Source organism: Pontibacter saemangeumensis (assembly GCF_039541895.1).
Classification (GTDB): domain Bacteria; phylum Bacteroidota; class Bacteroidia; order Cytophagales; family Hymenobacteraceae; genus Pontibacter; species Pontibacter saemangeumensis.
In genome coordinates this window covers 770,333-791,955 of record NZ_BAABHC010000029.1, presented here as the reverse complement: position 1 = coordinate 791,955, position 21,623 = coordinate 770,333, and the positions used below count along the sequence as shown (strand labels likewise).

The 21,623-nt window shown below is 54.3% G+C and carries 21 protein-coding genes; all 21 read right to left on the bottom strand.

The window, feature by feature from the left end:
- Window positions 1-81 precede the first annotated feature (81 nt).
- The 21 genes from ABD920_RS21620 to ABD920_RS21520 all read right to left on the bottom strand — a co-directional run bounded on the left by ABD920_RS21620 (window position 82) and on the right by ABD920_RS21520 (window position 21,454).
- A complete protein-coding gene (locus ABD920_RS21620; RefSeq protein WP_345162207.1) occupies window positions 82-1,749 on the bottom strand; it encodes a bifunctional metallophosphatase/5'-nucleotidase in 1,668 nt (555 codons plus the stop codon).
- Between the two features lie 304 nt (window positions 1,750-2,053).
- Window positions 2,054-2,977: a sterol desaturase family protein gene (locus tag ABD920_RS21615; RefSeq protein WP_345162204.1), complete on the bottom strand. Its 924-nt coding sequence runs from the start codon at window positions 2,975-2,977 to the stop codon at window positions 2,054-2,056.
- Between the two features lie 29 nt (window positions 2,978-3,006).
- A complete protein-coding gene (locus ABD920_RS21610) occupies window positions 3,007-3,459 on the bottom strand; it encodes a DsrE family protein (RefSeq protein ID WP_345162202.1) in 453 nt (150 codons plus the stop codon).
- Between the two features lie 25 nt (window positions 3,460-3,484).
- Window positions 3,485-3,925, bottom strand: coding sequence for a rhodanese-like domain-containing protein (locus tag ABD920_RS21605; protein WP_345162200.1), 441 nt, complete (start codon window positions 3,923-3,925; stop codon window positions 3,485-3,487).
- Window positions 3,926-4,002: 77 nt separating this feature from the next.
- Window positions 4,003-4,635, bottom strand: coding sequence for a TlpA family protein disulfide reductase (locus tag ABD920_RS21600; RefSeq protein WP_345162198.1), 633 nt, complete (start codon window positions 4,633-4,635; stop codon window positions 4,003-4,005).
- Between the two features lie 60 nt (window positions 4,636-4,695).
- Complete coding sequence (locus ABD920_RS21595) at window positions 4,696-5,592, bottom strand: DoxX family membrane protein (RefSeq protein WP_345162196.1); 897 nt, start codon at window positions 5,590-5,592, stop codon at window positions 4,696-4,698.
- A gap of 154 nt (window positions 5,593-5,746) precedes the next feature.
- Entirely contained in the window at window positions 5,747-6,115 is a 369-nt protein-coding gene (locus tag ABD920_RS21590) for a hypothetical protein (RefSeq protein WP_345162194.1), read from the bottom strand.
- 113 nt (window positions 6,116-6,228) lie between these two features.
- Complete coding sequence (locus ABD920_RS21585; RefSeq protein ID WP_345162192.1) at window positions 6,229-7,494, bottom strand: MFS transporter; 1,266 nt, start codon at window positions 7,492-7,494, stop codon at window positions 6,229-6,231.
- Window positions 7,495-7,594: 100 nt separating this feature from the next.
- Window positions 7,595-8,008: a DUF6691 family protein gene (locus ABD920_RS21580; RefSeq protein WP_345162190.1), complete on the bottom strand. Its 414-nt coding sequence runs from the start codon at window positions 8,006-8,008 to the stop codon at window positions 7,595-7,597.
- A 51-nt stretch (window positions 8,009-8,059) separates the two neighbouring features.
- The gene (locus ABD920_RS21575) at window positions 8,060-8,617 is read right to left on the bottom strand and encodes a YeeE/YedE family protein (RefSeq protein WP_345162188.1); all 558 of its coding nucleotides are present in this window, start codon (window positions 8,615-8,617) and stop codon (window positions 8,060-8,062) included.
- 104 nt (window positions 8,618-8,721) lie between these two features.
- Complete coding sequence (locus tag ABD920_RS21570) at window positions 8,722-9,048, bottom strand: rhodanese-like domain-containing protein (RefSeq protein ID WP_345162186.1); 327 nt, start codon at window positions 9,046-9,048, stop codon at window positions 8,722-8,724.
- Window positions 9,049-9,235: 187 nt separating this feature from the next.
- On the bottom strand, window positions 9,236-10,648 hold the full coding sequence (locus ABD920_RS21565) for an MBL fold metallo-hydrolase (RefSeq protein WP_345162184.1): 1,413 nt from the start codon (window positions 10,646-10,648) through the stop codon (window positions 9,236-9,238).
- Window positions 10,649-10,754: 106 nt separating this feature from the next.
- Window positions 10,755-11,600, bottom strand: coding sequence for a sulfite exporter TauE/SafE family protein (locus tag ABD920_RS21560; RefSeq protein WP_345162182.1), 846 nt, complete (start codon window positions 11,598-11,600; stop codon window positions 10,755-10,757).
- A 262-nt stretch (window positions 11,601-11,862) separates the two neighbouring features.
- Window positions 11,863-12,510, bottom strand: coding sequence for a Crp/Fnr family transcriptional regulator (locus ABD920_RS21555; RefSeq protein WP_345162180.1), 648 nt, complete (start codon window positions 12,508-12,510; stop codon window positions 11,863-11,865).
- 105 nt (window positions 12,511-12,615) lie between these two features.
- Window positions 12,616-13,074 carry a hypothetical protein gene (locus ABD920_RS21550; protein WP_345162178.1) on the bottom strand — a complete coding sequence of 153 codons (459 nt, stop codon included), beginning with the start codon at window positions 13,072-13,074 and terminating at the stop codon, window positions 12,616-12,618.
- Between the two features lie 255 nt (window positions 13,075-13,329).
- Complete coding sequence (locus ABD920_RS21545) at window positions 13,330-14,670, bottom strand: MBL fold metallo-hydrolase (protein WP_345162175.1); 1,341 nt, start codon at window positions 14,668-14,670, stop codon at window positions 13,330-13,332.
- Between the two features lie 117 nt (window positions 14,671-14,787).
- The gene (locus ABD920_RS21540) at window positions 14,788-16,050 is read right to left on the bottom strand and encodes an NAD(P)/FAD-dependent oxidoreductase (RefSeq protein WP_345162173.1); all 1,263 of its coding nucleotides are present in this window, start codon (window positions 16,048-16,050) and stop codon (window positions 14,788-14,790) included.
- Window positions 16,051-16,568: 518 nt separating this feature from the next.
- Window positions 16,569-17,978, bottom strand: coding sequence for a porin (locus ABD920_RS21535; RefSeq protein ID WP_345162170.1), 1,410 nt, complete (start codon window positions 17,976-17,978; stop codon window positions 16,569-16,571).
- A 59-nt stretch (window positions 17,979-18,037) separates the two neighbouring features.
- A complete protein-coding gene (locus ABD920_RS21530) occupies window positions 18,038-18,880 on the bottom strand; it encodes a universal stress protein (RefSeq protein ID WP_345162168.1) in 843 nt (280 codons plus the stop codon).
- Window positions 18,881-18,957: 77 nt separating this feature from the next.
- Window positions 18,958-19,554 carry a class I SAM-dependent methyltransferase gene (locus tag ABD920_RS21525; RefSeq protein ID WP_345162165.1) on the bottom strand — a complete coding sequence of 199 codons (597 nt, stop codon included), beginning with the start codon at window positions 19,552-19,554 and terminating at the stop codon, window positions 18,958-18,960.
- 394 nt (window positions 19,555-19,948) lie between these two features.
- On the bottom strand, window positions 19,949-21,454 hold the full coding sequence (locus ABD920_RS21520) for a Do family serine endopeptidase (RefSeq protein ID WP_345162163.1): 1,506 nt from the start codon (window positions 21,452-21,454) through the stop codon (window positions 19,949-19,951).
- Window positions 21,455-21,623 lie beyond the last annotated feature (169 nt).

The window sequence follows — 21,623 nt, the reverse complement described above, 5'->3', positions numbered from 1 at the left end:
CGGGGCCTTTCCCGTTTTTAAGTTGATTTCAGGTAATAACCGATCCTCAGCAGGAGGCTGATCAGGCTATATACCTCCTGCTTATCTGAATTCGTAATCCACGTTTGGCAGCTGCGATAAAACCGGAGAAGGCAGGTCGAGCGCTTTGGCTCTTCCATCGGTTTTGGGTGCTACTGTTCCTTTCACTTTCAGGTACTCTTCAATGACATCGTGTATGGTATAGTCGAGTACTTTCGGGTCGGTGGCACCCGGCATGCGGCACAGCATATCGTCCGGCTCGCCTCTGCGCAGGCAGGCACCCATCGTGTATACCTTGTTCGGGTCCAGTGGCTTTCCGCCTACGGTAATGGACTGCACACGCTGTCCTTTCGGGGCGTTGGCATTGAAGGTCATCTCCATGCCCGAGAAGCGGATCACCCAGCCGCCGAAGCGCTCCAGCGGCTTTTCGGCAAATACGTTATGCAGCTCCTTCTCCATCCAGTCCTGTATCTGCTTGCCGGTGGCTTTGCCGGTTTTTACGTTCTCGTTCACGGGCAGCATGTTCCAGAGGTCGCTGTAGGTGATGGCAGCTTTGCCGGATTTATCAGGTACGATCGGGGTGCCGAAACGGAAGCCGTTGGAGATGGCGATGTCCACGCCTGTTTTCCAGCGCACGGCGTCTGTGATCATGTTATCCTGCGGATTTTCTACGACCAGGTAGCGGTAGAGCGGGGTAGAGGTATAGCCCAGCACGCGCTCCATCTTTTGCTTGTAAGGCGCCATCTGTTCGTCCACTACTTTCTGTACGGCAGGGTCTGCCGGGTATTTGGCCGGGTCCACGTCGATCAGCTCATACCGCTGGTCCACAATTTTGCCGTCCTTCACATCCAGGTCAAGCCGGCCCACAAAAGAGCCGAAGCCACCCGGCTCCACTACCTTGGCATACTTGCCCTGTAACGGCTTGCGGATGCGTTCGTGCGTATCGTTACCCAGAATGTAGTCAACACCTTTTATCTGCTCCTGGTCGGCCAGGTATAGCTGCTTGGAGATGCCCAGGTGCGTTACCAGGAACAGGATGTCCACTCCCTGCTCTTCCTTCAGCTCTTTGATAAGTGGTTCTATGTTCTCTTCCAGCTGCTTAAAGATAAGGCCTTTGCTAAAGGAGGGGTTCTGTCGGATGGGCACCTCCGGATCGTTGTATGAGATAAAGCCCAGCTTCACACCTTTGATTTCTTTCACCATGTAAGGCTTGTAGAGCATCTCGGAAGTAGCTTCGTCGTAGATATTAGCGCACACCACCGGCTTGCCGTAAGAGGCCAGCACATCACGCATTTTCTGGCTCCCGAAGATCACTTCCCAGTTGCCCGGTATCAGGAAGTCATAGTCCATGGCTTTGATAACAGGACCGAAGACAGCACCTTCCGAGAGGGCCGCTACCGCGCTGCCCTGGATCAGGTCGCCGCCGTCCACGATCACGGTGCCACCCGGGTTCTCCGCTTTCACCTGTTTGAATATGGTCTGGATATTCGCCATGCCACCACGCTCTTTGAAGACGAATTCACCGTTCTCGACGAACATTTCCTTGTGCGGCATGAGCTGCCCGTGGATGTCGGCCGTTTGCAGAATGGTGATGGTTTCGACTTTGTCTTCGGCTGCCGCTGTTGCGCCTGATTGCTCCTGCACACCTGTGGCTGACTGGCAGGAGAGTAGGAGGGGCAACCCCAGGATGGGAACGGCTGACCAGATAAGTCGTCTGATTGTCTTATTCATGGCGTGATAAGTTATTTGTAAGGGTTCGTGACGTTGCAAGACAAGCGCTGCGTGTAAAAAATCAACCTATAAGTCCTGCATCCAAGGCAGCAGGCCACCAAGTGATGGATTGGACTGCTGTTTCATTTCAACAAAGATGCACAGGCACCGGTCACGGCACAGTGACTTATGTCACAAGAGCCGGATTTTAGAAAGATCACTGCAAAAGGAGTGGTGCGGGACAGGCAGGTAAAATCCTTGGGGCAGCTATATCAGCGTTTGGGATGCTATATAACTCTTTAAGAGATCATGGACAGTTCCCGCTTTATGCACTTTCTAACTTCTTTGGTTCCGCTGCAGGCACTTTCGGAAGTTCAGCTTTGCCGCCTTCCCGGAACGGGTGCAGCTGCTGCTCCATAAAGGATTTCGGGTATTTCTCCACGTCCTCAAAACCCAGTTCAATGTCGCGGCCGTCTTCCGGCATATAGGCTGTCCCAAAGAGGTAATCCCACACGCTCAGGCTGATGCCATAGTTGGCACCATACCTGCGGGGCATGCGCTTGGCATGATGCCAGATGTGCATCTGTGGGTTGTTGAACAGGTAGCGCAGCGGACCCAACGGCACGTGAAAGTTGGAGTGGTTGAAGTGCCCGATGGAAGTCGCGAAGATGTGCACCAGGAAGAAGTCCTGGATGCCGAAGCCGATCATGGCCAGCGGTATATATTCCAGGGTCCGGTAAACGATCGTTTCGCCCCAATGGAAACGCAGGTGCGCGGCAAAGCCCATCTGCTGCACCGAGTGGTGCACTTTGTGAAACCGCCACAGAAAATCAGAGCGGTGCAGCAGGCGGTGCACGTTCCACTGGATAAAATCGCGCACCACAAACAGTGTCAGCAACTGGGCCCACACCGGCCACGACTGCACCTCAAAGGCAACTAGGTTTTTAACGCCGAACAGTCCCAGGAAATCGTTGAAAGCCTCCACACCAATATTGGAAATGGCGTTGAAGCCAACCAGCGAGAACAGGAAGTAGTTGAAGAACATATAAAAGCCGTCGAGCCAGAAGTCCTGCCGGATCCGGGCCTGGTGCTGCCGCCATGGCTTCACGATCTCCAGCAGCCAGAAGAAAAGGGAAAGGCCGATCAGCCAGTAGAAATAGTTACCCCAGCTGGGATTCAGTACCTCATGCCACAGATACCACCCGTAATCCGTAAATGAAGAGACGAAGATGTTCCAGTACTTTTCCATATGCTCTCTTAACCAAAGTAAACAGAAGATTAGAAACGGATGTAGCCCCAGCCTTCTTCCTGTTTCATGATGATCTCGCCGACACCCATCGGAACCGTGATAACGCTAGGGATCAGCTGCGCTTTCACCACCTGATGGGCGCGCATGGTGTTCTCGCAGGCAGCAAACACCACGCCTTTGGCCTGCAACTCCCTGATAGCATCCACCTGTGTAGATTGGTCTGCTACGAGCATATCCAGTGCCTTGCCATGCACCACCACCTCGATCTGTGCGTCCGGCCAGCCGCGCTTTATGTTGTTCAGCTGCCGCATGAGCCCGGCATGTTGCGCGGTGTCGGCGACCACCATATCATATACAATGCGGTGCGGAGTGGCTTGCGCCGTTTTGCCGGCTGCCGTTTTAGCAGTCAGCTTTGCCTGGGCAAGCGCGGGAGAAACCGCAAAAGCAGCCAGGGCCAACAGTAGGAACAGTTTTAGTTTCATGGTAAGGGAGGTTAAGGGTTTAGGTTTATTCAACCGGAACACCGGCGGTTTTCAGGGCTGAGAATCCTTCGGAAGCATCGTACACCTGCTGGAAGCCCAGCTGGCCCATTAGTTGTAACGCCTCACGGCTTCTGCCGCCGACGGCACAGTACACGAGATAAGTTTTGGTTGGGTCAAGCGCCTGTAGGCGCTCCTGAAAATCAGCGGCATATATATCCATGAGCCGGGCACCTTGCAGGTGGCCTGCTTCATACTCGGCTGGAGTGCGCACATCCAGAATCACCACATCCGCCTGCTGCGCCAGCAAAGCTTTGGTTTCCTGGCTGCTGATGGGTTGCAGCTTGGAGGAAACGCCGGATTCGGATGGCGTTAGGGCGTTAGAAACTTCATTTCCGGAGGTCGAAGAATCAGCATTGCAGGAGGCCAGCAGCAGCACTCCGGCAAATAATAAGTATGGGGCCTTCATTTTCTGTTTTTTAGTTATGGTGGATATATTAGCACGGTATGCTGTTTGTCTGTCTCACCCGGCATACCGTGCCACGGTTATTTTTTTACCATGCTTTGCAGGAACTCCCGGACTTCCGGGGTATCATATTCCGCCATGCCCTCCTGCTTGGCCACGATCTTGCCCTCCGGCGAGATGATGAACGTGGTGGGGATGGCGCTGGAGTAAAACTCCTGCGGGAACTCGCTGGCCGGCATATAGACCGGGAAGGTATAGCCTTTTTTGTCGATGAACTTCTGTACCTTCTCCATACCACCCTCGTCCACGGACAGCATCACGAAAGCGATATTGTCGGAGCCAACCTTTTCATACAACTTCTGGATGTTTGGCATTTCGGCGATGCACGGCGGGCACCAGGTGGCCCAGATGTTCATGAACACCACCTTCCCCTTCAGACTCTCGAAAGCTACCATCTTGCCGTCTAATCCTTTCAACTTGAAACCGGCGCCTGCCATCACCTCCGAAGCAGCAACTTCTGTTACCTCTGCTGCATCAGAAACTGATGTCACAGGTTCCGGCACATCGGCCTTTTTAATACCGGTGGCCAGCAGCAGGCGCTGCACCTGCCCGATGGCCTCTGTGTGCAGCCCTGTGGCATACAGGATGCCGAAAATAGCCAGCATGACGGCCCACCCGGGAATATTTCTGATTGAAAATTTATTCTTGTTCATGATTTCTATGCTTTATATATAAATCGCTGTTGTCTTACTAAATGGTTAATGTGTCACTGGTTATAGCTCTACCGTTATATATCCCTGCTGCTGCAGGTCGAACATATAGGTCAGGCCGTTCGGCACCACCTCCACCCCGTCTACCAGCGTAGCGGGGTCGATGTTAAACTGCTTCAGCGACATGCCGCACACCTGGTAGGTAATACCCGCCGCTTTGCCTTTCTCAAACTCCTGCGTCATTTTGCTTCCCTTCACGAAGGCCTCCACCGATTTGCCACAGGCCATCACCACAAAGCTTTCCCGGTTATAGGTGCTACTGGCCGTGATGGTCTCGGCGGTGTTCACAGCGGCTTTCAGGTGGTTCGGCTGGCTGATGAGCACTGCATACTTCTTTATGGCGGACGCTGCGGGTGCGTTTTGTGCTGAAATTGACTGGGCAACTGTTGTGCCAGGTGCACAGGAGCCTAGCAGCAGCAGGCTGGCAGCCAGCACGGCCATATAGTTGCTTGTTTTTATATGATTCATGTTTTCTTTCATTTTCTTTTTCATGGTTGATAAATGGTCCAGGCCGTAGTAGACGGCACCGTTCACGCTAAAAAACAGCAGCATGCCCATCAAAGCGATGTTCTTGAACAAGGGGCCGCTGCCCGCTGCGCTTCCTACCTGTACAGTAAGTGTGATCGGTATAAGAATGGCCAGCAGCAGGAGGGCTGCCGGTTTGGTTTTGAAGCCAGCCAGCAGCATGAAGCCGCCGAGTATGAGTCCAATACCTGAAAGTATGACAAGTGTTTCGGCAGGTGCCATCCAGGTAGCCAAGTGCCCGAATGAAGCTTTTTCGAGGCGGGCGGCTGCGCCGGCTGTCTGGAAAAGGTGGTTAAAGCCGGCCATGATAAAGATGAGGCTGCCCATCATACGCAGCACCAGGAATGATATTTTTTGCAACGGAGTGGTTTCCATATTTGAGATTTTAATTCTTGAAATAAATGAAGCAGAGGTACAGGGTATCCCATTTCCTCAGGTAAAAGGAATTGCAGACAGCATGGACAGCAGGAGACGGAGTATGCGAAAACCACCCATGTGTCAGCTGTACTGGCATTTTGCTACAGGTATGTTAAGAAAATCTCGGCGGGTCGGGTTCGACCTCCAGGCTAGGAGAGAGGTGCTTTCTATCAGCAGGTATAGCAGCTACTTCCAGGGAAGCAGGTGTGAAGTTAAAAGTTGGTCCCGTTTCTGCAACTACTGCATAGAACGGCTGACTGCAGTTTACCACGACAGTGCCCGCATTCTGTTGTTCAGAGCGAGTCTGGTGCTTCAGGCACTTTTTGGCACATTTTCGCCTGACAAGATGCTTTTCAGAGTCAATCGCTTCTTTCAGTTGGGTCTGCTTCACACAGGAAAAGCTGTTCACCCGCGTACCGGGTTGTGACAGCGTGAACAGCATAAGCAGCGTACTGATAAAAAGGAGCAGATAACGCATCATAATTGCTTTTGGAAAACGACCAGGAACAACACCCGGCTGTTTATATATTAGCCAGCGAAGACCGTAAAAAGTATATATGCTTCGCCTGATTACACAATGTTAAAGATACAAACTTAAGCCCCGGGCAACAAATCGATGCCGCATTGCCGGCTGTGCCAGAGTAGCTTTTTGGTGCAGCACATCCGCACTTCAGACAGAACGCCGGCTCCGATCGTCAATACGGCTGTGCCTAACAGCACAATTTCCACCCCAAACAAATCGCTGAAGATACCTGCGGCCACGGCCCCCGCCACATACCCGAAGTCGCGCCAGAACCGGAAGATGCCCAGGCTCTGCGGCCGCTGCGCCGGGTGCGTGTTCTCGGCTACCACCGACAGGAAGTTGGGGTACACCAGCGCCGTGCCGATACCCAGCGCCACCAGCGCTCCGATGAGTACCGGGTAGGCCTGGCTGAAGAACAGCACGCCAATCGCCACGCCCTGCAGCAGCATCCCCATGCTCAGCAGCTGTTTCTTGCAAAGGAAATCCCCGAGCCTGCCCGTCACCAGTTGCCCGATGCCCCACACGGCCGGGTATATACCGGCCAGCAAACCAACCTCCTGTAAGCTGTATCCTTTCGCCATGAGCAGCACGGGCAGCAGTCCCCACAGAATGCCGTCGTTCATGTTGTTCACAAAGCCGCTCAGCGTCACCGATCCCAGGTTGGCGTGGCGCCACGTCGTGTCTTTCCAGATGCTGCGGAGCAGCGGGATGCGGGTCTGCGCCGTCTCGGTGAGCACATGGGCATGCGTGTCGCGCACAAAGAACCAGGTCAGCAGCAACCCCAGGATGGAAAAGGCAATACCCGGTACAAACGCATAGGTCACCACGCCGGTGGTGGAGGCGATATAGCCCGCCAGGAAAGCGACCAGCCCGACGGCCAGGTAGCCGGCAAACTCGTTGATGCCCATGGCCAGGCCCCGGTTCCTTTCGCCCACCAGGTCAATCTTCATCACTACCGTGGCCGACCAGGCAAGCCCCTGGTTGAGGCCCAGCAGCAGGTTGGCAAAAATCACCCATCCCCAGTTGCCGGCATATAACAGGAGCCAGGGCACCGGCAGCGCGAAAAGCCAGCCGATGAGCAGGAGTTGCTTGCGCGTAAACCGCACCGTGAGCCGCCCCATCAGCATGTTGGCCACCGATTTGGCCAATCCGAAGGCCACAATGAAAGACAGAAGTGCTGTGTGTCCGCTGATGCCGAAAACGGTTTCGGCAAACTCGGGGATCACGGAGCGCTCCAGCCCCACCATGGCCCCCACAAACCCGTTGATGAGCACCAGCAGCCAGAACTGCGTAGCGTTCTCTCTTAGTCCCAGCTTTATGTCGGTGGTGTTGGTCATCGGTTTCTTTATGCTTTAGGGGTAGCAGGATTTATATATAGGCCGCTGCTTGGCGCAAGCGAGCTGCAAGACATAGCACCACTACCGCTGAAATTATACTTTAATGCGGCAGCCTGTCTCTCATGGCGCCGTACATATAAGTGCCTGCCAGGCCGCCCGCAATGGCAACCAAAATGGCCCAGTAACTAAACCCTATGTTCACGAACATGGGGCCGGGGCAGGCGCCTGTCAGGGCCCAGCCCAGGCCAAAGATGGTGCCGCCGATCAGGTAGCGCGGAATGGACATCTCCTTCGGCTGAAACACAATCGGGTTGCCCTGGTAGTCGCGCAGCTTGTACTTCTTGATGACATAGGTGGCAATGGTGCCCAGCACCACGGCAGTGCCGATGATGCCGTACATGTGAAACGACTGGAAGCGGAACATCTCCTGGATACGGAACCAAGAAATCGCCTCCGACTTACTCATCACGATGCCGAATAGGATGCCGGCAAGTATAAATTTTAAACCTTTCATTTCTTTAACGCTTGTTTTCAAATAAACCTCTTTGAATATTATTATTCCTTGCTAAAAGATCAGCGGGAGCAGGACAAAGGTGGTGATGAGGCCGCCGATGAAGAAGCCGATGACGGCTATCAGCGATGGCAGCTGCAGGTTAGACAAACCGCTGATGGCGTGCCCCGAGGTACAACCCCCGGCATAGCGTGCGCCGAAACCAATGGCAAAGCCACCCAGCAGCAGCACCAGGAAGCCTCTTACACTAAACAGGGCCTGCAGTCCGAATATCTCCTCTGGCTGCAGGTCGTCCGGTGCTGAAATGCCTAATTCACGAAGGTCCTGTATGGTGGCCTGCGAAATCTGCAGCGGTGCATCTCCGGCAAGAAACTCTGCCGATATAAATCCCCCTATAACAGCTCCCACCAGGAACAGCAGGTTCCAGGTTTGCGAGCGCCAGTCAAAATCAAAGAATTTGACTCTTTTGCCCGCCCCGCAGGCAGAGCAGATGGTGCGAAGGTTGGCCGAAAAACCGAATGACTTGCCGAAGAACAGCAGCAGCACCATCACAAAGGCGATCACAGCGCCCGACGTATACCATGGCCATGGTTGCCTTAATAGCTCTAACATATCTTAATTACTAAAATGAATTGTGAAACAGGATATGAGCAGGGAAGGGGCACGTTCACAAACCCCCTCCTTTAGCTGCCCACTTTATATATACTTTATATACCTTAGTTTGGCCAGGCGCCTATCCCGCCTGCCAGGTTGTACGCTTTGAAACCCTGGGCTGAAAGCATGTCGCAGGCCGAGCCGCTTCTGTTGCCGCTGCGGCAGAACACATAGTATTCCTTGTCCTTGTCCAGCGTCTTCAGGGCAGACTGAAACTGCGGGGAAGTCACGTCCAGGTTCCTGGCGCCTTTGATAGTGCCGGAAGCAAACTCACCGGCAGTTCTCACGTCCAGCAGCTCCGCTTTTGGGGTGCTCTGGTATTTTGTCTTGAATGTCTTCCCGTCCAGGTCTTCGTAGTTCTTGGGAGCGGATTTAAATATATTGAACATGGCTATTTCTGTTTTTAATGATCTCAAATTGATTACACTACAAAGGTAGGCATATCTTCATCCCCCTTCAGTGACTTTGGTCACGCAGCCTGTACATCTTCAGTTCGGGCGATCAGGGAGGATCAGTAGCCGGGGAAAGCTTTACGCCACCCCCGGTTACCTCTCTTCATCAATAAGCCAAACCATTTTACTTCAGCGTGGAGGGGCAAACGTAGGCGGTTTTCGGCACATTCGTTTCGGCAATGGCCTTGAAGCCGCCCTCAATATTCACCACGTTGTCAAACCCCCGGGCCTTCAGGATGGAGGCCGCGATCATGGAGCGGTAGCCGCCTGCGCAGTGCAGGAACATCTCCTCCTCCTTCGGCAGCTCTGCCAGGTGCTCGTTCAGGTAATCGAGTGGCGTATTCAGGGCCGTTTCCACGTGCTCGGCCTGGTACTCGCCCGGCTTGCGCACATCCACCACTTTCAGGTTTTTGTTTTGCGCATATCGCCTGGCAAACTCCTCCGCAGCGATAGATTCAATACGATCTACTTCTTTTCCTGCTTCTTCCCAAGCGGCGAAGCCCCCTTTCAGGTAGCCAATGGCGTGGTCGTAGCCTACGCGGGCCAGCCGCGTCACCACCTCCTCCTCGCGGCCCTCGTCGGCCACAAAAAGGATCGGCTGCAGGATGTCTGGAACCAGGGCCCCGATCCAGGGGGCAAAGTTGCCGTCGATGCCGATGTTGATGGCGTTCGGGATAAAGCCCCTGGCAAACTCCTCCGGCTTGCGCGTGTCGAGGATCAGGGCACCTGTCTCGTTGGCGGCTGCTTCAAAAGCCTCCGGTGAGAGCGCCTGCTGGCCCTGCTGCAATACGTCCTCGATGTTGGTATAGCCTTCCTGGTTCATCTTCACGTTGAGCGGGAAATAGCCGGGAGGCGGAAGCAAACCCTCTGTCACTTCCTTCACAAACTCTTCCTTCGTCATATCGGCACGCAGGGCGTAGTTCGTTTTCTTCTGGTTGCCCAACAGGTCGGTCGTCTCTTTGCTCATGTTCTTGCCGCACGCTGAGCCTGCGCCGTGCGCCGGGTACACGATCACATCATCCGGCAAGGTCATGATCTTGGTACGCAGGGAGTCATACAGGTGCTGGGCCAGTTGCTCTTCCGTCAGGTCAGACTTCACGGCCAGATCCGGACGCCCCACATCGCCGATGAACAGGGTGTCACCACTGAAGATGGCGTGGTCTTTCCCTTCTTCATCCTTCAGCAGGAACGTTGTGGACTCCATGGTGTGGCCGGGGGTGTGCAGCACCTTGATGGTCACGTCGCCCAGTGGCAGTTCCTCGCCGTCTTTGGCTATATGGGCGGCAAACGTTGGTTTTGCATTCGGGCCGAAAACGATCTGCGCGCCGGTGGCCTTCGCCAGGTCCACGTGGCCGGATACGAAGTCGGCATGGAAGTGCGTCTCCAGCACATACTTAATTTTGGCACCGTCCTTTGCGGCTTTCTCCAGGTATGGCTTTATCTCGCGCAGCGGGTCTACGATGGCCACCTCGCCGTTGCTTTCGATGTAATAGGCGCCCTGTGCCAGGCATCCGGTATATATCTGTTCTACTTTCATGGGTATAGGGGTTAGGGTTTATGTCTTATGCCACAGGTTATCCTGATGACACTACAAATATCAGAAGAACGGGGTTTGGGTTCAGTGACTTAGATCACGCACTACCTTATGCGAAGAAAATTTCTTTGATGATGATATAAACGCCCATCACCAGCACGAACCATCCGAAAGAGGTTTTCAGTTTATCGGCGTGTACCTTGGTGGAAAGGAAGGTGCCGATGAATATACCCACGATGGAGATGGTGGAGAAAATAGCCAGGAACAGCCAGTCGATCTCATAGTTATAGATGTCGCCGATAAAGCCGAAGAGCGACTTGAACGCGATGATCAGCAGGGAGGTGCCCACCGCCATTTTCATGTCGAGTTTGCTGAAGAGCACCAGCGCGGGGATAATTAAAAAACCGCCGCCTGCGCCTACAAGACCCGTAAGTGTTCCCACGACCACGCCTTCGGCCAGAATGCCCGCATAGTTGAATTTTGGCTCCGGGTGCGTCTCGTCCGGGCTGGCGTGTTCCACATCCACTTCCGTGTCGGCGTTCTCATCCATCGGCTTTTCCTTCTTCGTCCTGATCATGCTGATGGAGGCAAACACCATGAGTGCGGCAAACAGCAGCATCAGCAGCACGCCTTTGGTCACGACCAGGTCCCCGACCGTGAAGAGATTCTCCGGTATGGCGGGCACTAAATAACGGCGCGTGAGGTAGACGGACATGATGGAGGGGATTCCGAAAACAACCGCCGTTTTAAGGCTCACCAGCCCTTTCTGGTAGAACTTGTAGGAGCCCACCAGGCTGGTGAGGCCAACGATGAAAAGGGAGTACGCGGTCGAGAGAACGGGGCTGAGGCCCAGCAGGTACACCAGCACCGGCACGGTCAGTATAGAGCCGCCGCCGCCGATCAGCCCGAGTGAAAGCCCTATGACAAGGGCCGCTACATATCCGAAAATTTCCATGGTCTTGCTTTTATATAATGGTTATCGGATACAAAGGTACGGCACCCTTGAAGGGAGCACAGTGACTGTTGTCACAGAGGGAGGGTCTGGAGTTAGAAAGTTTTGGAGTTAAAAAATTTGAGAGGGGAGGGTGAAGAAGGTATAATTGGAAAAACCAGGTTGCATGTGCTGCCAAACCTGGTATGTACTGTGGCTATATATGTCACTCAAGCACGACAACCTCTCTGAATTTTCCTCCTCTAAATTCTAATAGTTTCACTTTCTATACTTTATCCAGGTTGTGCACCTCGATGTAGTTGCGGTGCAGGGTGATGGCGCCTGTCTGCTCCAGTTTCTTGAGCAGCCGGGAAATTACCTCGCGGGAACTGTTGAGCTCATCGGCAATCTGCTGGTGCGAGAGCCTGATCTCTTTTCCGCTTACTTTCACGTGGCGCTTCAGGTAAAACAGCAGGCGCTCGTCCAGCCCTTTAAAGGCGATGCTGTCCAGGGTTTGCAGCAGCTCCTCGAAGCGCTGGCGGTAGGAGGCGATCACGAAGTTGTGCCAGCTCTTATATTTTGCCAGCCACTGCTCAGACAGGTGCGAGGGGATGAGGATGACTTCGGACGCGTCCACCGCCTTGGCCATGATCTGGCTCTGCTCATTGCGTGCCGTGCACATCATGGAGAGGGCGCAGGCACTGCCCGGCTCCAGGTAGTACATCAGGAACTCATTGCCCTCGTCGTCTTCGCGGTACACCTTCAGCAGCCCGCTCAGCAGCAGCACGGTGGATCGGATATACTGCCCGGTGCGCAAAACTTCGTCACCTTCCTCCACCTCCCTGATGGTGCTGTGCTTCAGGATTTCTTCCAGGAGCGGTTGCTCAAACTGGGGGAACCGGTGTAGTATAACGTCTTTGTGTATATGTTCCATGCAATGTTTTAGCGTCGTGACGGCACGTGCCGCCCATGTTGTAGAATTGTAAAGTAAACCTAATTTATATATAACCTAAACGGTAGAAGCGCTTGCTGCTGCCTGCTACTGCGCCCTGACTACTTTCAGTACCCCTTCGGCAGACATGCCCTTCAGATCCTTGTCGAAATCACCTCGCAGGGCTTTCAGGGCATAGCGCTCCTCATCCACTTCTCTTCTTGTCCTGATTCCAAACTTCCGGAGTACCGGAAGCGGCGGGCACCAGCCCTGGAGGCCGTGTTGCAGGAGGAACGTCGTGACGACTCCTGGCAGCAGGAACCAGCGCTTGTCCTTCAACACCCCCAAAACAAGGCCGGACAAGGCAAGGGTAGAGGCGTTCACCTCCAGCACACGCTCTATGTCCCACTCTCTGTCCAGTTCGCGTAGCCTGTGTGCGATTGTTTCAGGGTCTGCATCTTCATAATGCCTGATGCTTTTGAGTGTCTGCTGGTCTACTTCCTGGTTCGCCTCATCCGTAGAACTTCGCCTGACACGGCTCTCCTGGTCATTTTTGTGTCTTTCCATATATGATTCTCCTTTCTGTACTATACGGGTTGATACCGGAAGGAGGTAAGCCAGCTTGAAAGGACAGGGTGCGACGGGCAGGGTATTTCCCGACGGAGTTCGATGCTTGTAATGTTCGATGCTTGTAATGGGTGAAGGGGAAAGCCAGCAGGCAGATAGGTTCAGGGTTGGTCAGCAGCAGAGCAGTATACAGAGGGCACATATAACAGCCGGTAGCGCACAAGGTGCGCTACCGGCTGTTGAATTAAAAGGCTCTTATTTTTTGAAGTCATTGACGGCCTCGCTCAGGTCCAGCACCTTTGCATCTGGAAGCGCCGCCTCCACAATGCTGCTTCCGGCCGCTGAACGATATCCGCCGGCACAGTGTACCACCACCGGTTTGTCGGCAGGAATCTCCCTGGCCCGCTCCCGCAGCTCCGGCAGCGGAATGTTGATGGCCTTGTCGAAGAACTTGCCCTCTTTCACTTCGGAGGCGTTACGAATATCCACAATGGTATACTTGTCCGGGTGCTGGCTGAATTCTTCCACATCCAGCTGCGGGGAAGCTAAAGCCGCCTCACCTTCCAGCACGAAAGCGCCTTCTATCAGGAGTTCATAGCCAATCTTGGCTGCTTTCGAGATGAGTTCTTTCAGTTGCTCCTCGCTTTCGGCCACCAGGTAGTAACGCTCTTCAGGCCCCACGATACTCCCCAGCCAAGTCTCAAACTTCGCCCCGCTCTGGATGTTGATCGCGCCTTTGTAGTGTCCTTTCTTGAACGCTTTCTCGTTGCGGGCATCCACGATGATGGCACCCTCCTCAGGCTTGTAGTTTTTCTCCAGCCACTTTACGCCCTTTAAGCTTGGCTCATAATTAGGTGCCCCTTGCTTGTTCAGGCCAACGTCATAGCCAAAATACTTCGGTATAAACGGCTGGTCCTCTGTTAGTACTTTCACAAACTCCTCCTCGCTCATCTGCTGCAAGGCGTAATTGGATGATTTCTCCGCACCGATGGTGCTGCTGTTAGCCTCGCTCAGGCCCTTTCCGCAGAGCGTGCCGGCACCATGCGCCGGGTATACCAGTACGTCATCGTCCAGCTTCATCAGCTTCTCGCGGGTGCTGTGGTACATCTGGCGGGCCAGCTCCTCGCGTTTGGCTGTGATGTTACCTGCACGCTCCCGCAGGTCCGGTCGGCCCACATCACCAATAAAGAGCGTATCGCCGGTGAACACCGCTTTGTCCTTGCCCTCGTGCTCCAGCACAATACTGATGCCGTCCGGGGAGTGGCCGGGGGTGTAGAGTGACTTCAGCTTTACTTCACCGATCTGCAGTGCGGCGCCCTCGTCGAATGCCTGGTGCGGGTAATCGGCACCCACTTTGCTATGCGCATATATCGTCGCGCCGGTTTTGCGGTGTATCTCCAGGTGCGAACTCACAAAGTCGGCGTGCGGGTGCGTCTCGATCACGCCAACGATTTTAGCGTTGTGGGCCGCGGCATAATCATAATAGGGCTGCGGGTCGCGGGCTGGGTCTACCAGTACCACCTCGTTTGCGCGCTCGCTTAAAATAGCATAAGAATACTGTGCTAATCCTTTGTCTTCGAACTGTTCTATTTTCATGTGTTTAAGGTTTAATAAGTCTGAACTCCAAAAAGCCTTACAGAACTTTCAGATGTTATACAAAGGTAGCCTGTGCGGACTCCTTATACAGTGATGTTTGTCACATAGCGTTCGAAACTACATAATTCCTTTCAGCATGAGGTTCCAGTACATCCAGGGCAGACCGTACTTCTTCAGGAGCCACATGCTCCACTGCTCTTTGGTGGTATCGACAAACCTACTGATGAGCGGGTCGCTGTCGCGGATATTGTCGTACTTGAACTCAGCCAGCACCATTTTGCCGTAGCCGGTAATCACGGGGCAGGAGGAGTAACCCTGGTACTGTTTTTCGGGCTGCTGCCTCTGGTGCAAGCGGGCGAGAAGGTTAGCCGCGACCACGGGAGCCTGCTTCCGTACGGCGGCCCCTGTTTTCCCGGTTGGCAACGCGGCAATATCCCCCAAACCATAAATGTTGGGGTAACGCTTGTGCTGCAAGGTGTGCGGGTCTACATCAAGCCAGCCTTTGTGCGGGCCCTCGGCTACAGCCAGGGCAGGCGAGTTCCGGACTATATCAGGCGCCACGTGTGGCGGTGCCAGGTGCAGCATGGCATACGGGATAACCACTGTCTCCGCACCCTCCATCCGCTCCAGCAGCCGCTCATTGGCGGTAAAAGGTTGCTTATGGGGTTGGAGGAGTTTGAAATGCACCTCGTTGCGCTGAGAATCTATTTTTACCGGGCTATAGAACGTCCGCACGATGATCTCTTTCCGTTTTACCACCTCCTGCAGCGTAGCCAGGAACTCGGGCACCCCAAAAATAGTGGAGCCCGGCGTAGCGAAAAGAATGTTACTTTTGTCGCGAACCCCGGTTTTGCGGAAATAATCATCGGCCAGGTACATGATTTTTTGGGGGGCGCCGCCGCATTTCAGTTGGGAGGCTGCCTGCGTGAACACTGCGTTCCCGCCCTTAAAGTTGAGAAGGGTGCTCCATGTTTTGCGCGGATCGATGTAATTGCTGCATACATTCGGCTTACTGAGTGCTTCCCGCAGCCCTTCGATGCCATCCAGGTCGTACTTCGAGCCCGGTGCCAGTACCAGGTAATCATAGGTAAAGTCGCCGCTTTTCTCGGTTCTGACGGTGTTTTCCTCCGGCAGGACTTCTGTGGCCTTTTCCTGCAGCCAGGTGACACCCGCCGGTATCACGGACGCCTCATCCCGGCGTGTGTCGGGGTAGTTGTAGGTACCGGCACCAACCAGTGTCCAGGCAGGCTGGTACCAGTGGTCTTTAGACGGCTCTATCACAGCGATCGGGAGGTGCCTTTTCTCCCGGCGTAGTTTGGCGGCCAGCATGATGCCTGCTGTGCCACCGCCTACAATCAGCACCTGATAATGTGTGTACATGGCGTTAATTTTAAACTTAGAATTATATATCAATCAGTTTAAGTGCCTTCCGCTGTGCTTGTATCGCACGTGTAAGGCTAAAGGCAATTTATGGCCAGGTAAAAACAAACCAGTTCCAGGTCACTGTCCATGCGCCCGTCCGGGGCATCAGGTGTTTCCGGTACAAAAAGGCGAAAAATCCGCTGGATCCGAAAACAGCATGACCCAGCTGCCTTTGTTGTGCCCAAGAAACTCAAGCGGCGCGGTAAGGGTGTTCGCCTCATAGTCCGGGACTTTGCCGCCAATTCTCGACAGGGCGGTAACTTCCTTTATGTTAATGTCTGGTTAGCACATCGGCTTGTTTTGTGGCCAGGATATAGCCTGCAGCTTCAGGTTTTATAGTGCTGTGAGTTTATGTATACGGCTGATTATCAGTTCTAATTGTTTATAATTGGATGATGTTTATCATCTTTTGTAATTTAACTATGAACCATTGCCGTTACGCCTGCCCTTCCTGTTTTTTAACATTGCTCCTGCGCTTAAAAAGTCAGCTGCGTCACAAAGTTCAGGTTATGGAAATTGGTATTGTAGTACATATCCCGCAGTGGTATTTCTGTACCTGGTGATACCCTGCCAACATAGAGCAGCCGAAAGGCGAGGCCGTCCAATACAGGCTTCTCCGGTTGGTAGTTCAGGTCAGCCAGCCAGCCTATATAGGCTGTTGCGCCATACTTGTTAAAGCGATAATTCTGCGCGTCAGGCAACCACGATTTAGCGACAGCTGCTTCCGAAGAGAACCTGCCGGACCATTGCTTGCGGGCTTTGGCCACCAGCAGGTCTGCGTTGCCGGTTCCTTCTATTCTGCCCCTTGAAACGGTTGCGAAGAACTGCTCCCGGCCCCACTCCCTCGGGAACAGGAAGCGCCCGTCGCCGCCAACGTGCAGGTAGTTCAGTGACAGGTGCCAGGAGCCGGGCTCGTATGCCAGCATGCCGCCCGCCAGCCACTGCTGCTGGTGAGGGAAGTAGGCTTGGGCTGCTTCCGGGTTTCCCCCGTGGCCTACCCGGAACTGGTAGAGCCCTTCCACGCCGGCTTTTACGTGCGGCACAACTTCCAGCACGGCGCGGCCATAGCTGTTGTTAGAGATATTGTCGATCCAGTAGTTCCAGGCTTCGGCGCTAAGGCGTCGTGCAGGGTTTAGCTGCAGGCCTGCCACGGCTACTCCTTTGGTGCGGGTGTGGTGTGGGTAGCCCGATGGGCTGCCATATTCATCTACGCCCGGCGAGAAAACACCGATGGTCTCATCTGCCTGAAACCACTCCACGGTGCTGCGGGGGGAGAAGTGGTCAAACCAGGCCAGCGTCAGCAAACCCTTTTCCTGGAGAGGCACCTCCACACTGATGCCCTGGAAAGAATAAGGCTTCATGCGCGTGTCCTGCGGGTTCATCAGGGGAGAGGAGAAGCTGAAGCGTCCTGCCTTTGCCCGAAGCCGGTCAGACTGATACGCTAGATACAGTTCATCGAGGCGGTCCAGGTCTGCCTTGTTTTCAGGGTCCTCTATATCGAATAGTTCCAGCTCCAGCTTCGGGAGCTTTCCTGTTATACCATCCGGCTCCTGTATGTCCGAAGAAAACAGGTTATAGGTAAAGAGCCCGGCAAAACCGAAACGGAAGCCGTGAAGCAAAGCGGTTTTATACCCGATCTCAGCCCCGATTGCATTGGCATAGTTGTCGGAAAGGGAACGGTGATTCCAGGTGGCCATGAAGTAATTCCGCACATGGCCGTCCACTTCCCCTTTCGTAAACAGCTCCTTCACGCTTTTTACCTCCACGGTGTCGGTGCGCACTTCAGTGGCATGACCCTGCTCCGGAGTGTGGTGTTCCTGGCCCGTAGCGCTGTTCCACCACATAGCCATTATCAAGGCAGTTGCGAGCGCGACTTGTCTTTTCATGATGGTTGCTCTTCATACCCGGAGCGATGCTTACATCGGTGCTCCGGGAGTACTTTGATTTATTTCAGGTGATAGGTCAGCAGCGGACGGATGCAGTGATTCACCAACGTTTCGGCTATACTGCCATAAAAGATGTGGCTGAAGCCTTTGCGGGCATGGGTGCCGACCACCACAAGATCCATTTCCGTCGCCCGGTTAAAGTTCCGAACGCCCGCCGGCACTTTATGATCCCGGTGTAGGTGCAACTCATAATGCTGCAGCTGCAGGCTGTCGGCGAAGCGCTGCATGTTTTCCTTTATCGCCCGCGCCCTGGGCTCGTCCTCCCGCCGGATGATCTGCAGCAGGTGTAACTGTGCTTCGAAAAGCCGCTGCAGCGTGAGAATGGTGGCAAGGGAGCGCTCGGGTTGCTTTTCTGCTGTGAAGTCGGATACCCACATTATGTTGTGGATAGGCGTGATGGAGGCGTCCTTCTGCAAAGTGATTACCGGTACTTCCGTGTTCCGCACCACGTGCTGGGCCTCCGATCCCGATAGCCTTTCATACCAGCCATCGGCGCCGGCTGTCCCCATGATCACGAGGTCTATCCGGTGATGGTTTGCATATCCGGCAAGGGAGGTGGTCAGGCCACCGTGCAGGATCTCGCGCGTGAAGGTGAAATCCACGTGTTGCTTCAGTTCTGCAAACTGTTGCTCCGCCTTCTGTTCCATCGCCCGTATTTCCGCCCTGTCAATAGTTTCAGATGTTTCGCTGGAGCCGGACCAATCTGCCGCGTTCACCTGAATGACGTGAACCAGGTGCGTCTCTATCGGGGTTTTCTCCATCAGGAAACCCAGGAACTCAATGGCTTTAAAAGACACCGGCGAAAAATCAACCGGCACCATAACATTTAACTTCTTTTCCATCTGCGTTTATGGTTTTATGACCGTTTACCGGTCTCTATTAAGGTGAATAATCTGTACTATGTGGTGATGTTCCGGGACTACTGCTTCTTGGCCACCAGCCGCGTAACGAAACCTGCCCCGCTGTGATGGGCACCTTCTTTTAATATGACCTCCCGCTCCTCGAGCAGGTCAATCCTTAGCTGCTTAAAATCTTCGCGCAGCATATCGGCTGTATACAGCATGGCCACGTCCTGCGGGCCACCAGAGGTATAGGCCAGTTGCTTCGGGTGAAATGCCTCGAGCAGCAGCACGCCGCCGGGTTTCAGCCATCGCACTGCCTTTTGGTGAAGTTGCCGCCGCACGGCAGGAGGGAGGTGCGCGTAGATCAGGGCCACTGCGTCCATGCACCCGGGCTCCGTGTCGAACTTCTCGGCCTCCGCCAACAGGTAATTAATTGTGACGCCACGCTGCTCCGCCAGGCGCATGGCTTTGTCCCGGCCTGCTTCGCTAAAGTCAAAGGCCAGCACATCCCAGCCCTTTTGGGCCGCATATACCTCGTTTCTGCCCTCGCCCTCTGCCGGTAGCAACAGCCTGCCCGGTTTCAGCATGTCGAGCTGTTCGCGCAGGAAAGTGTTCGGCTCAGAGCCATAGACCATCTCTTCCTGCCTGTATCTGTCGTTCCAGAATTCCTGCATATATAGCTCGTTTATAGCCTGAAGAGGCGCAGCCGCTAAAGGCGTGTGAGTTTTAGCAGGCCGGCAGCCCCCGGTTAGCAATGATGCTTCGTTAACTACTGTGCAAAGATCATCTGTTACGAGGCCCTGTTCAGTGACATTGGTTACACAAGGAAAGATGGGCATAGCCACGGATACATATATAATGGCAGGGAGAGGAGGGGGCTGGAATCAATTCGGCCCGCATCCGTCTTATTTGACTGCAATTTCCAGTTATGCGCAGTAGGCACAGCGTGGCTAGGCAGAACCCATTTTATACTGGCACAAGGTACGCCTTACACCAGGCAGCTATATATAAAAAGAGCCCCTGCAGCAATGCAGGGGCTCTTTTTATATATAGGGATCTTATATTTGGTTACTCTTTCCCGATCGGGTAGTAGGCTTTGAGGCCATCCGGGTAAACGCCCTCCAGGTACACAACGCCGCTGTCCACGTTCTTCAGATGTTTTTCTATGTCTGCAGGCTCGTTAACAGGCTGCCGGTCGATGCGCGTGATGATGAAGCCGTCCTTCATACCTGTGTCGCGGAACTGGCTGTCTTCCACATCAGAGATCTTGGCGCCCCCGGTTATGCCGAGCTTGCTCATCTCCTGCTTGCTTACCGCCTCGAACCGGGCCCCCTCAAACGTGACTGCCGCGGCACGGCTGCGCTTTACCAGCTCAGTGCTGTTGTTCAGGTTCCGGAGCGTCACGTTCGCGGTTTTCTCTTTGCCGCTGCGGATATAGTTCACCTTCACTTTGTCGCCGGGGCGGTAGCGGGCAACCTGCTCCAGCAACTGCGAGGAGGTATGCGTGGGAGCGCCGTTGATGGCTGTGATCACATCCCCTGCCTGTAGACCGGCGTCGTCGGCACCGCCGCTCTCCGACACATTCACCAGGTATACCCCGTTCAGGGTCTTGATGCCTTTCTCCTTCGCGAATCCGGCATCAATCTCCCGTATCTCGGCACCCAGCAGCGCGCGCTGCACCTCGCCGTACTTCTTCAGGTCATCCACCACCTTGCTGACGATGGTAGAAGGTACGGCAAACGAGTATCCGGCAAAGGACCCGGTCTGGGAGGCGATGGCCGTGTTGATGCCCACCAGGTCACCGTTCAGGTTCACCAGGGCGCCGCCTGAGTTACCGGGGTTTACGGCAGCATCTGTCTGTATAAAGGACTCGATGCTGTACCGCTGGTTCGGGTTGTTCGAGCGCAGGATGTCGATGTTACGGCCCTTGGCGCTCACGATACCGGCCGTCACGGTAGAGGTCAGGTTCATCGGGTTGCCTACTGCCAGCACCCACTCGCCAACCTGCAGGTTATCAGAGTTTCCGTACCGGACAGTGGGAAGATCCTTGGCGTCTACTTTCAAAAGGGCGATATCTGTCGTCGGGTCCGTGCCGACAAGCGTGGCGGCCAAGCGGCGCTTGTCATTCAGCACCACTTCTATTTTGTCGGCCTTGTCGACCACGTGGTTGTTGGTGATGATATAGCCGTCATTGGCAATGATCACACCGGATCCGGAACCCATCTGAGTGCCCTGCGGCGCCTGCATCCCCTCGAAGCGGTCGCCGAAGAACTCGCGCAGGAACGGATCCATTTCGCTGCCACCGCGGCTAATGGCGCCGCCACCGTTGTACTCCGTCATCACGTGCACCACGGCGGGTGTCGCCAGCTCCGATGCCTTCAGGAAATTTATCCCTTCGGGCACTATGGACGCGCTGCTGCGCATCGCGCTCGTGTACTGCACCTGCGGAGAGGGTGTCTGCCCATAGAGGATGCTCCCGGTATCGCTGTCTGCTAATTTATAACCACCTACGGCAATTCCGCCCCCTAATAACGCGGAAAGCGTGACGCCGGCAAAGAATTGTTTGGACTTCATATACATGCTACTAAAATTTTAATGGTTCTGACTATAAGAATGTTGTGTTTGGCAATCTTTTTTCAAAGACTATACCAAACTTTGCAAACCCTCTGTAAAAAATTCAGCCTCCGGGATTTGGGGTAGCGCCTGGCCTGTTTTTGCCGGGGGAGCAACGCTGTTCAGGCGC

What these genes read in the sequence shown, in the direction of transcription:
- ABD920_RS21570 (WP_345162186.1), bottom strand. Translation starts at nt 9,048, where the DNA reads ATGTTCAATATATTTAAATCCGCTCCCAAGAACTACGAAGACCTGGAC.
- ABD920_RS21530 (WP_345162168.1), bottom strand. Translation starts at nt 18,880, where the DNA reads ATGGAAAAGAAGTTAAATGTTATGGTGCCGGTTGATTTTTCGCCGGTG.
- ABD920_RS21575 (WP_345162188.1), bottom strand. Translation starts at nt 8,617, where the DNA reads ATGTTAGAGCTATTAAGGCAACCATGGCCATGGTATACGTCGGGCGCT.
- ABD920_RS21540 (WP_345162173.1), bottom strand. Translation starts at nt 16,050, where the DNA reads ATGTACACACATTATCAGGTGCTGATTGTAGGCGGTGGCACAGCAGGC.
- ABD920_RS21585 (WP_345162192.1), bottom strand. Translation starts at nt 7,494, where the DNA reads ATGACCAACACCACCGACATAAAGCTGGGACTAAGAGAGAACGCTACG.
- ABD920_RS21605 (WP_345162200.1), bottom strand. Translation starts at nt 3,925, where the DNA reads ATGAAGGCCCCATACTTATTATTTGCCGGAGTGCTGCTGCTGGCCTCC.
- ABD920_RS21555 (WP_345162180.1), bottom strand. Translation starts at nt 12,510, where the DNA reads ATGGAACATATACACAAAGACGTTATACTACACCGGTTCCCCCAGTTT.
- ABD920_RS21595 (WP_345162196.1), bottom strand. Translation starts at nt 5,592, where the DNA reads ATGGAAACCACTCCGTTGCAAAAAATATCATTCCTGGTGCTGCGTATG.
- ABD920_RS21565 (WP_345162184.1), bottom strand. Translation starts at nt 10,648, where the DNA reads ATGAAAGTAGAACAGATATATACCGGATGCCTGGCACAGGGCGCCTAT.
- ABD920_RS21615 (WP_345162204.1), bottom strand. Translation starts at nt 2,977, where the DNA reads ATGGAAAAGTACTGGAACATCTTCGTCTCTTCATTTACGGATTACGGG.
- ABD920_RS21535 (WP_345162170.1), bottom strand. Translation starts at nt 17,978, where the DNA reads ATGAAAAGACAAGTCGCGCTCGCAACTGCCTTGATAATGGCTATGTGG.
- ABD920_RS21590 (WP_345162194.1), bottom strand. Translation starts at nt 6,115, where the DNA reads ATGATGCGTTATCTGCTCCTTTTTATCAGTACGCTGCTTATGCTGTTC.
- ABD920_RS21600 (WP_345162198.1), bottom strand. Translation starts at nt 4,635, where the DNA reads ATGAACAAGAATAAATTTTCAATCAGAAATATTCCCGGGTGGGCCGTC.
- ABD920_RS21525 (WP_345162165.1), bottom strand. Translation starts at nt 19,554, where the DNA reads ATGCAGGAATTCTGGAACGACAGATACAGGCAGGAAGAGATGGTCTAT.
- ABD920_RS21620 (WP_345162207.1), bottom strand. Translation starts at nt 1,749, where the DNA reads ATGAATAAGACAATCAGACGACTTATCTGGTCAGCCGTTCCCATCCTG.
- ABD920_RS21545 (WP_345162175.1), bottom strand. Translation starts at nt 14,670, where the DNA reads ATGAAAATAGAACAGTTCGAAGACAAAGGATTAGCACAGTATTCTTAT.
- ABD920_RS21560 (WP_345162182.1), bottom strand. Translation starts at nt 11,600, where the DNA reads ATGGAAATTTTCGGATATGTAGCGGCCCTTGTCATAGGGCTTTCACTC.
- ABD920_RS21610 (WP_345162202.1), bottom strand. Translation starts at nt 3,459, where the DNA reads ATGAAACTAAAACTGTTCCTACTGTTGGCCCTGGCTGCTTTTGCGGTT.
- ABD920_RS21580 (WP_345162190.1), bottom strand. Translation starts at nt 8,008, where the DNA reads ATGAAAGGTTTAAAATTTATACTTGCCGGCATCCTATTCGGCATCGTG.
- ABD920_RS21550 (WP_345162178.1), bottom strand. Translation starts at nt 13,074, where the DNA reads ATGGAAAGACACAAAAATGACCAGGAGAGCCGTGTCAGGCGAAGTTCT.
- ABD920_RS21520 (WP_345162163.1), bottom strand. Translation starts at nt 21,454, where the DNA reads ATGAAGTCCAAACAATTCTTTGCCGGCGTCACGCTTTCCGCGTTATTA.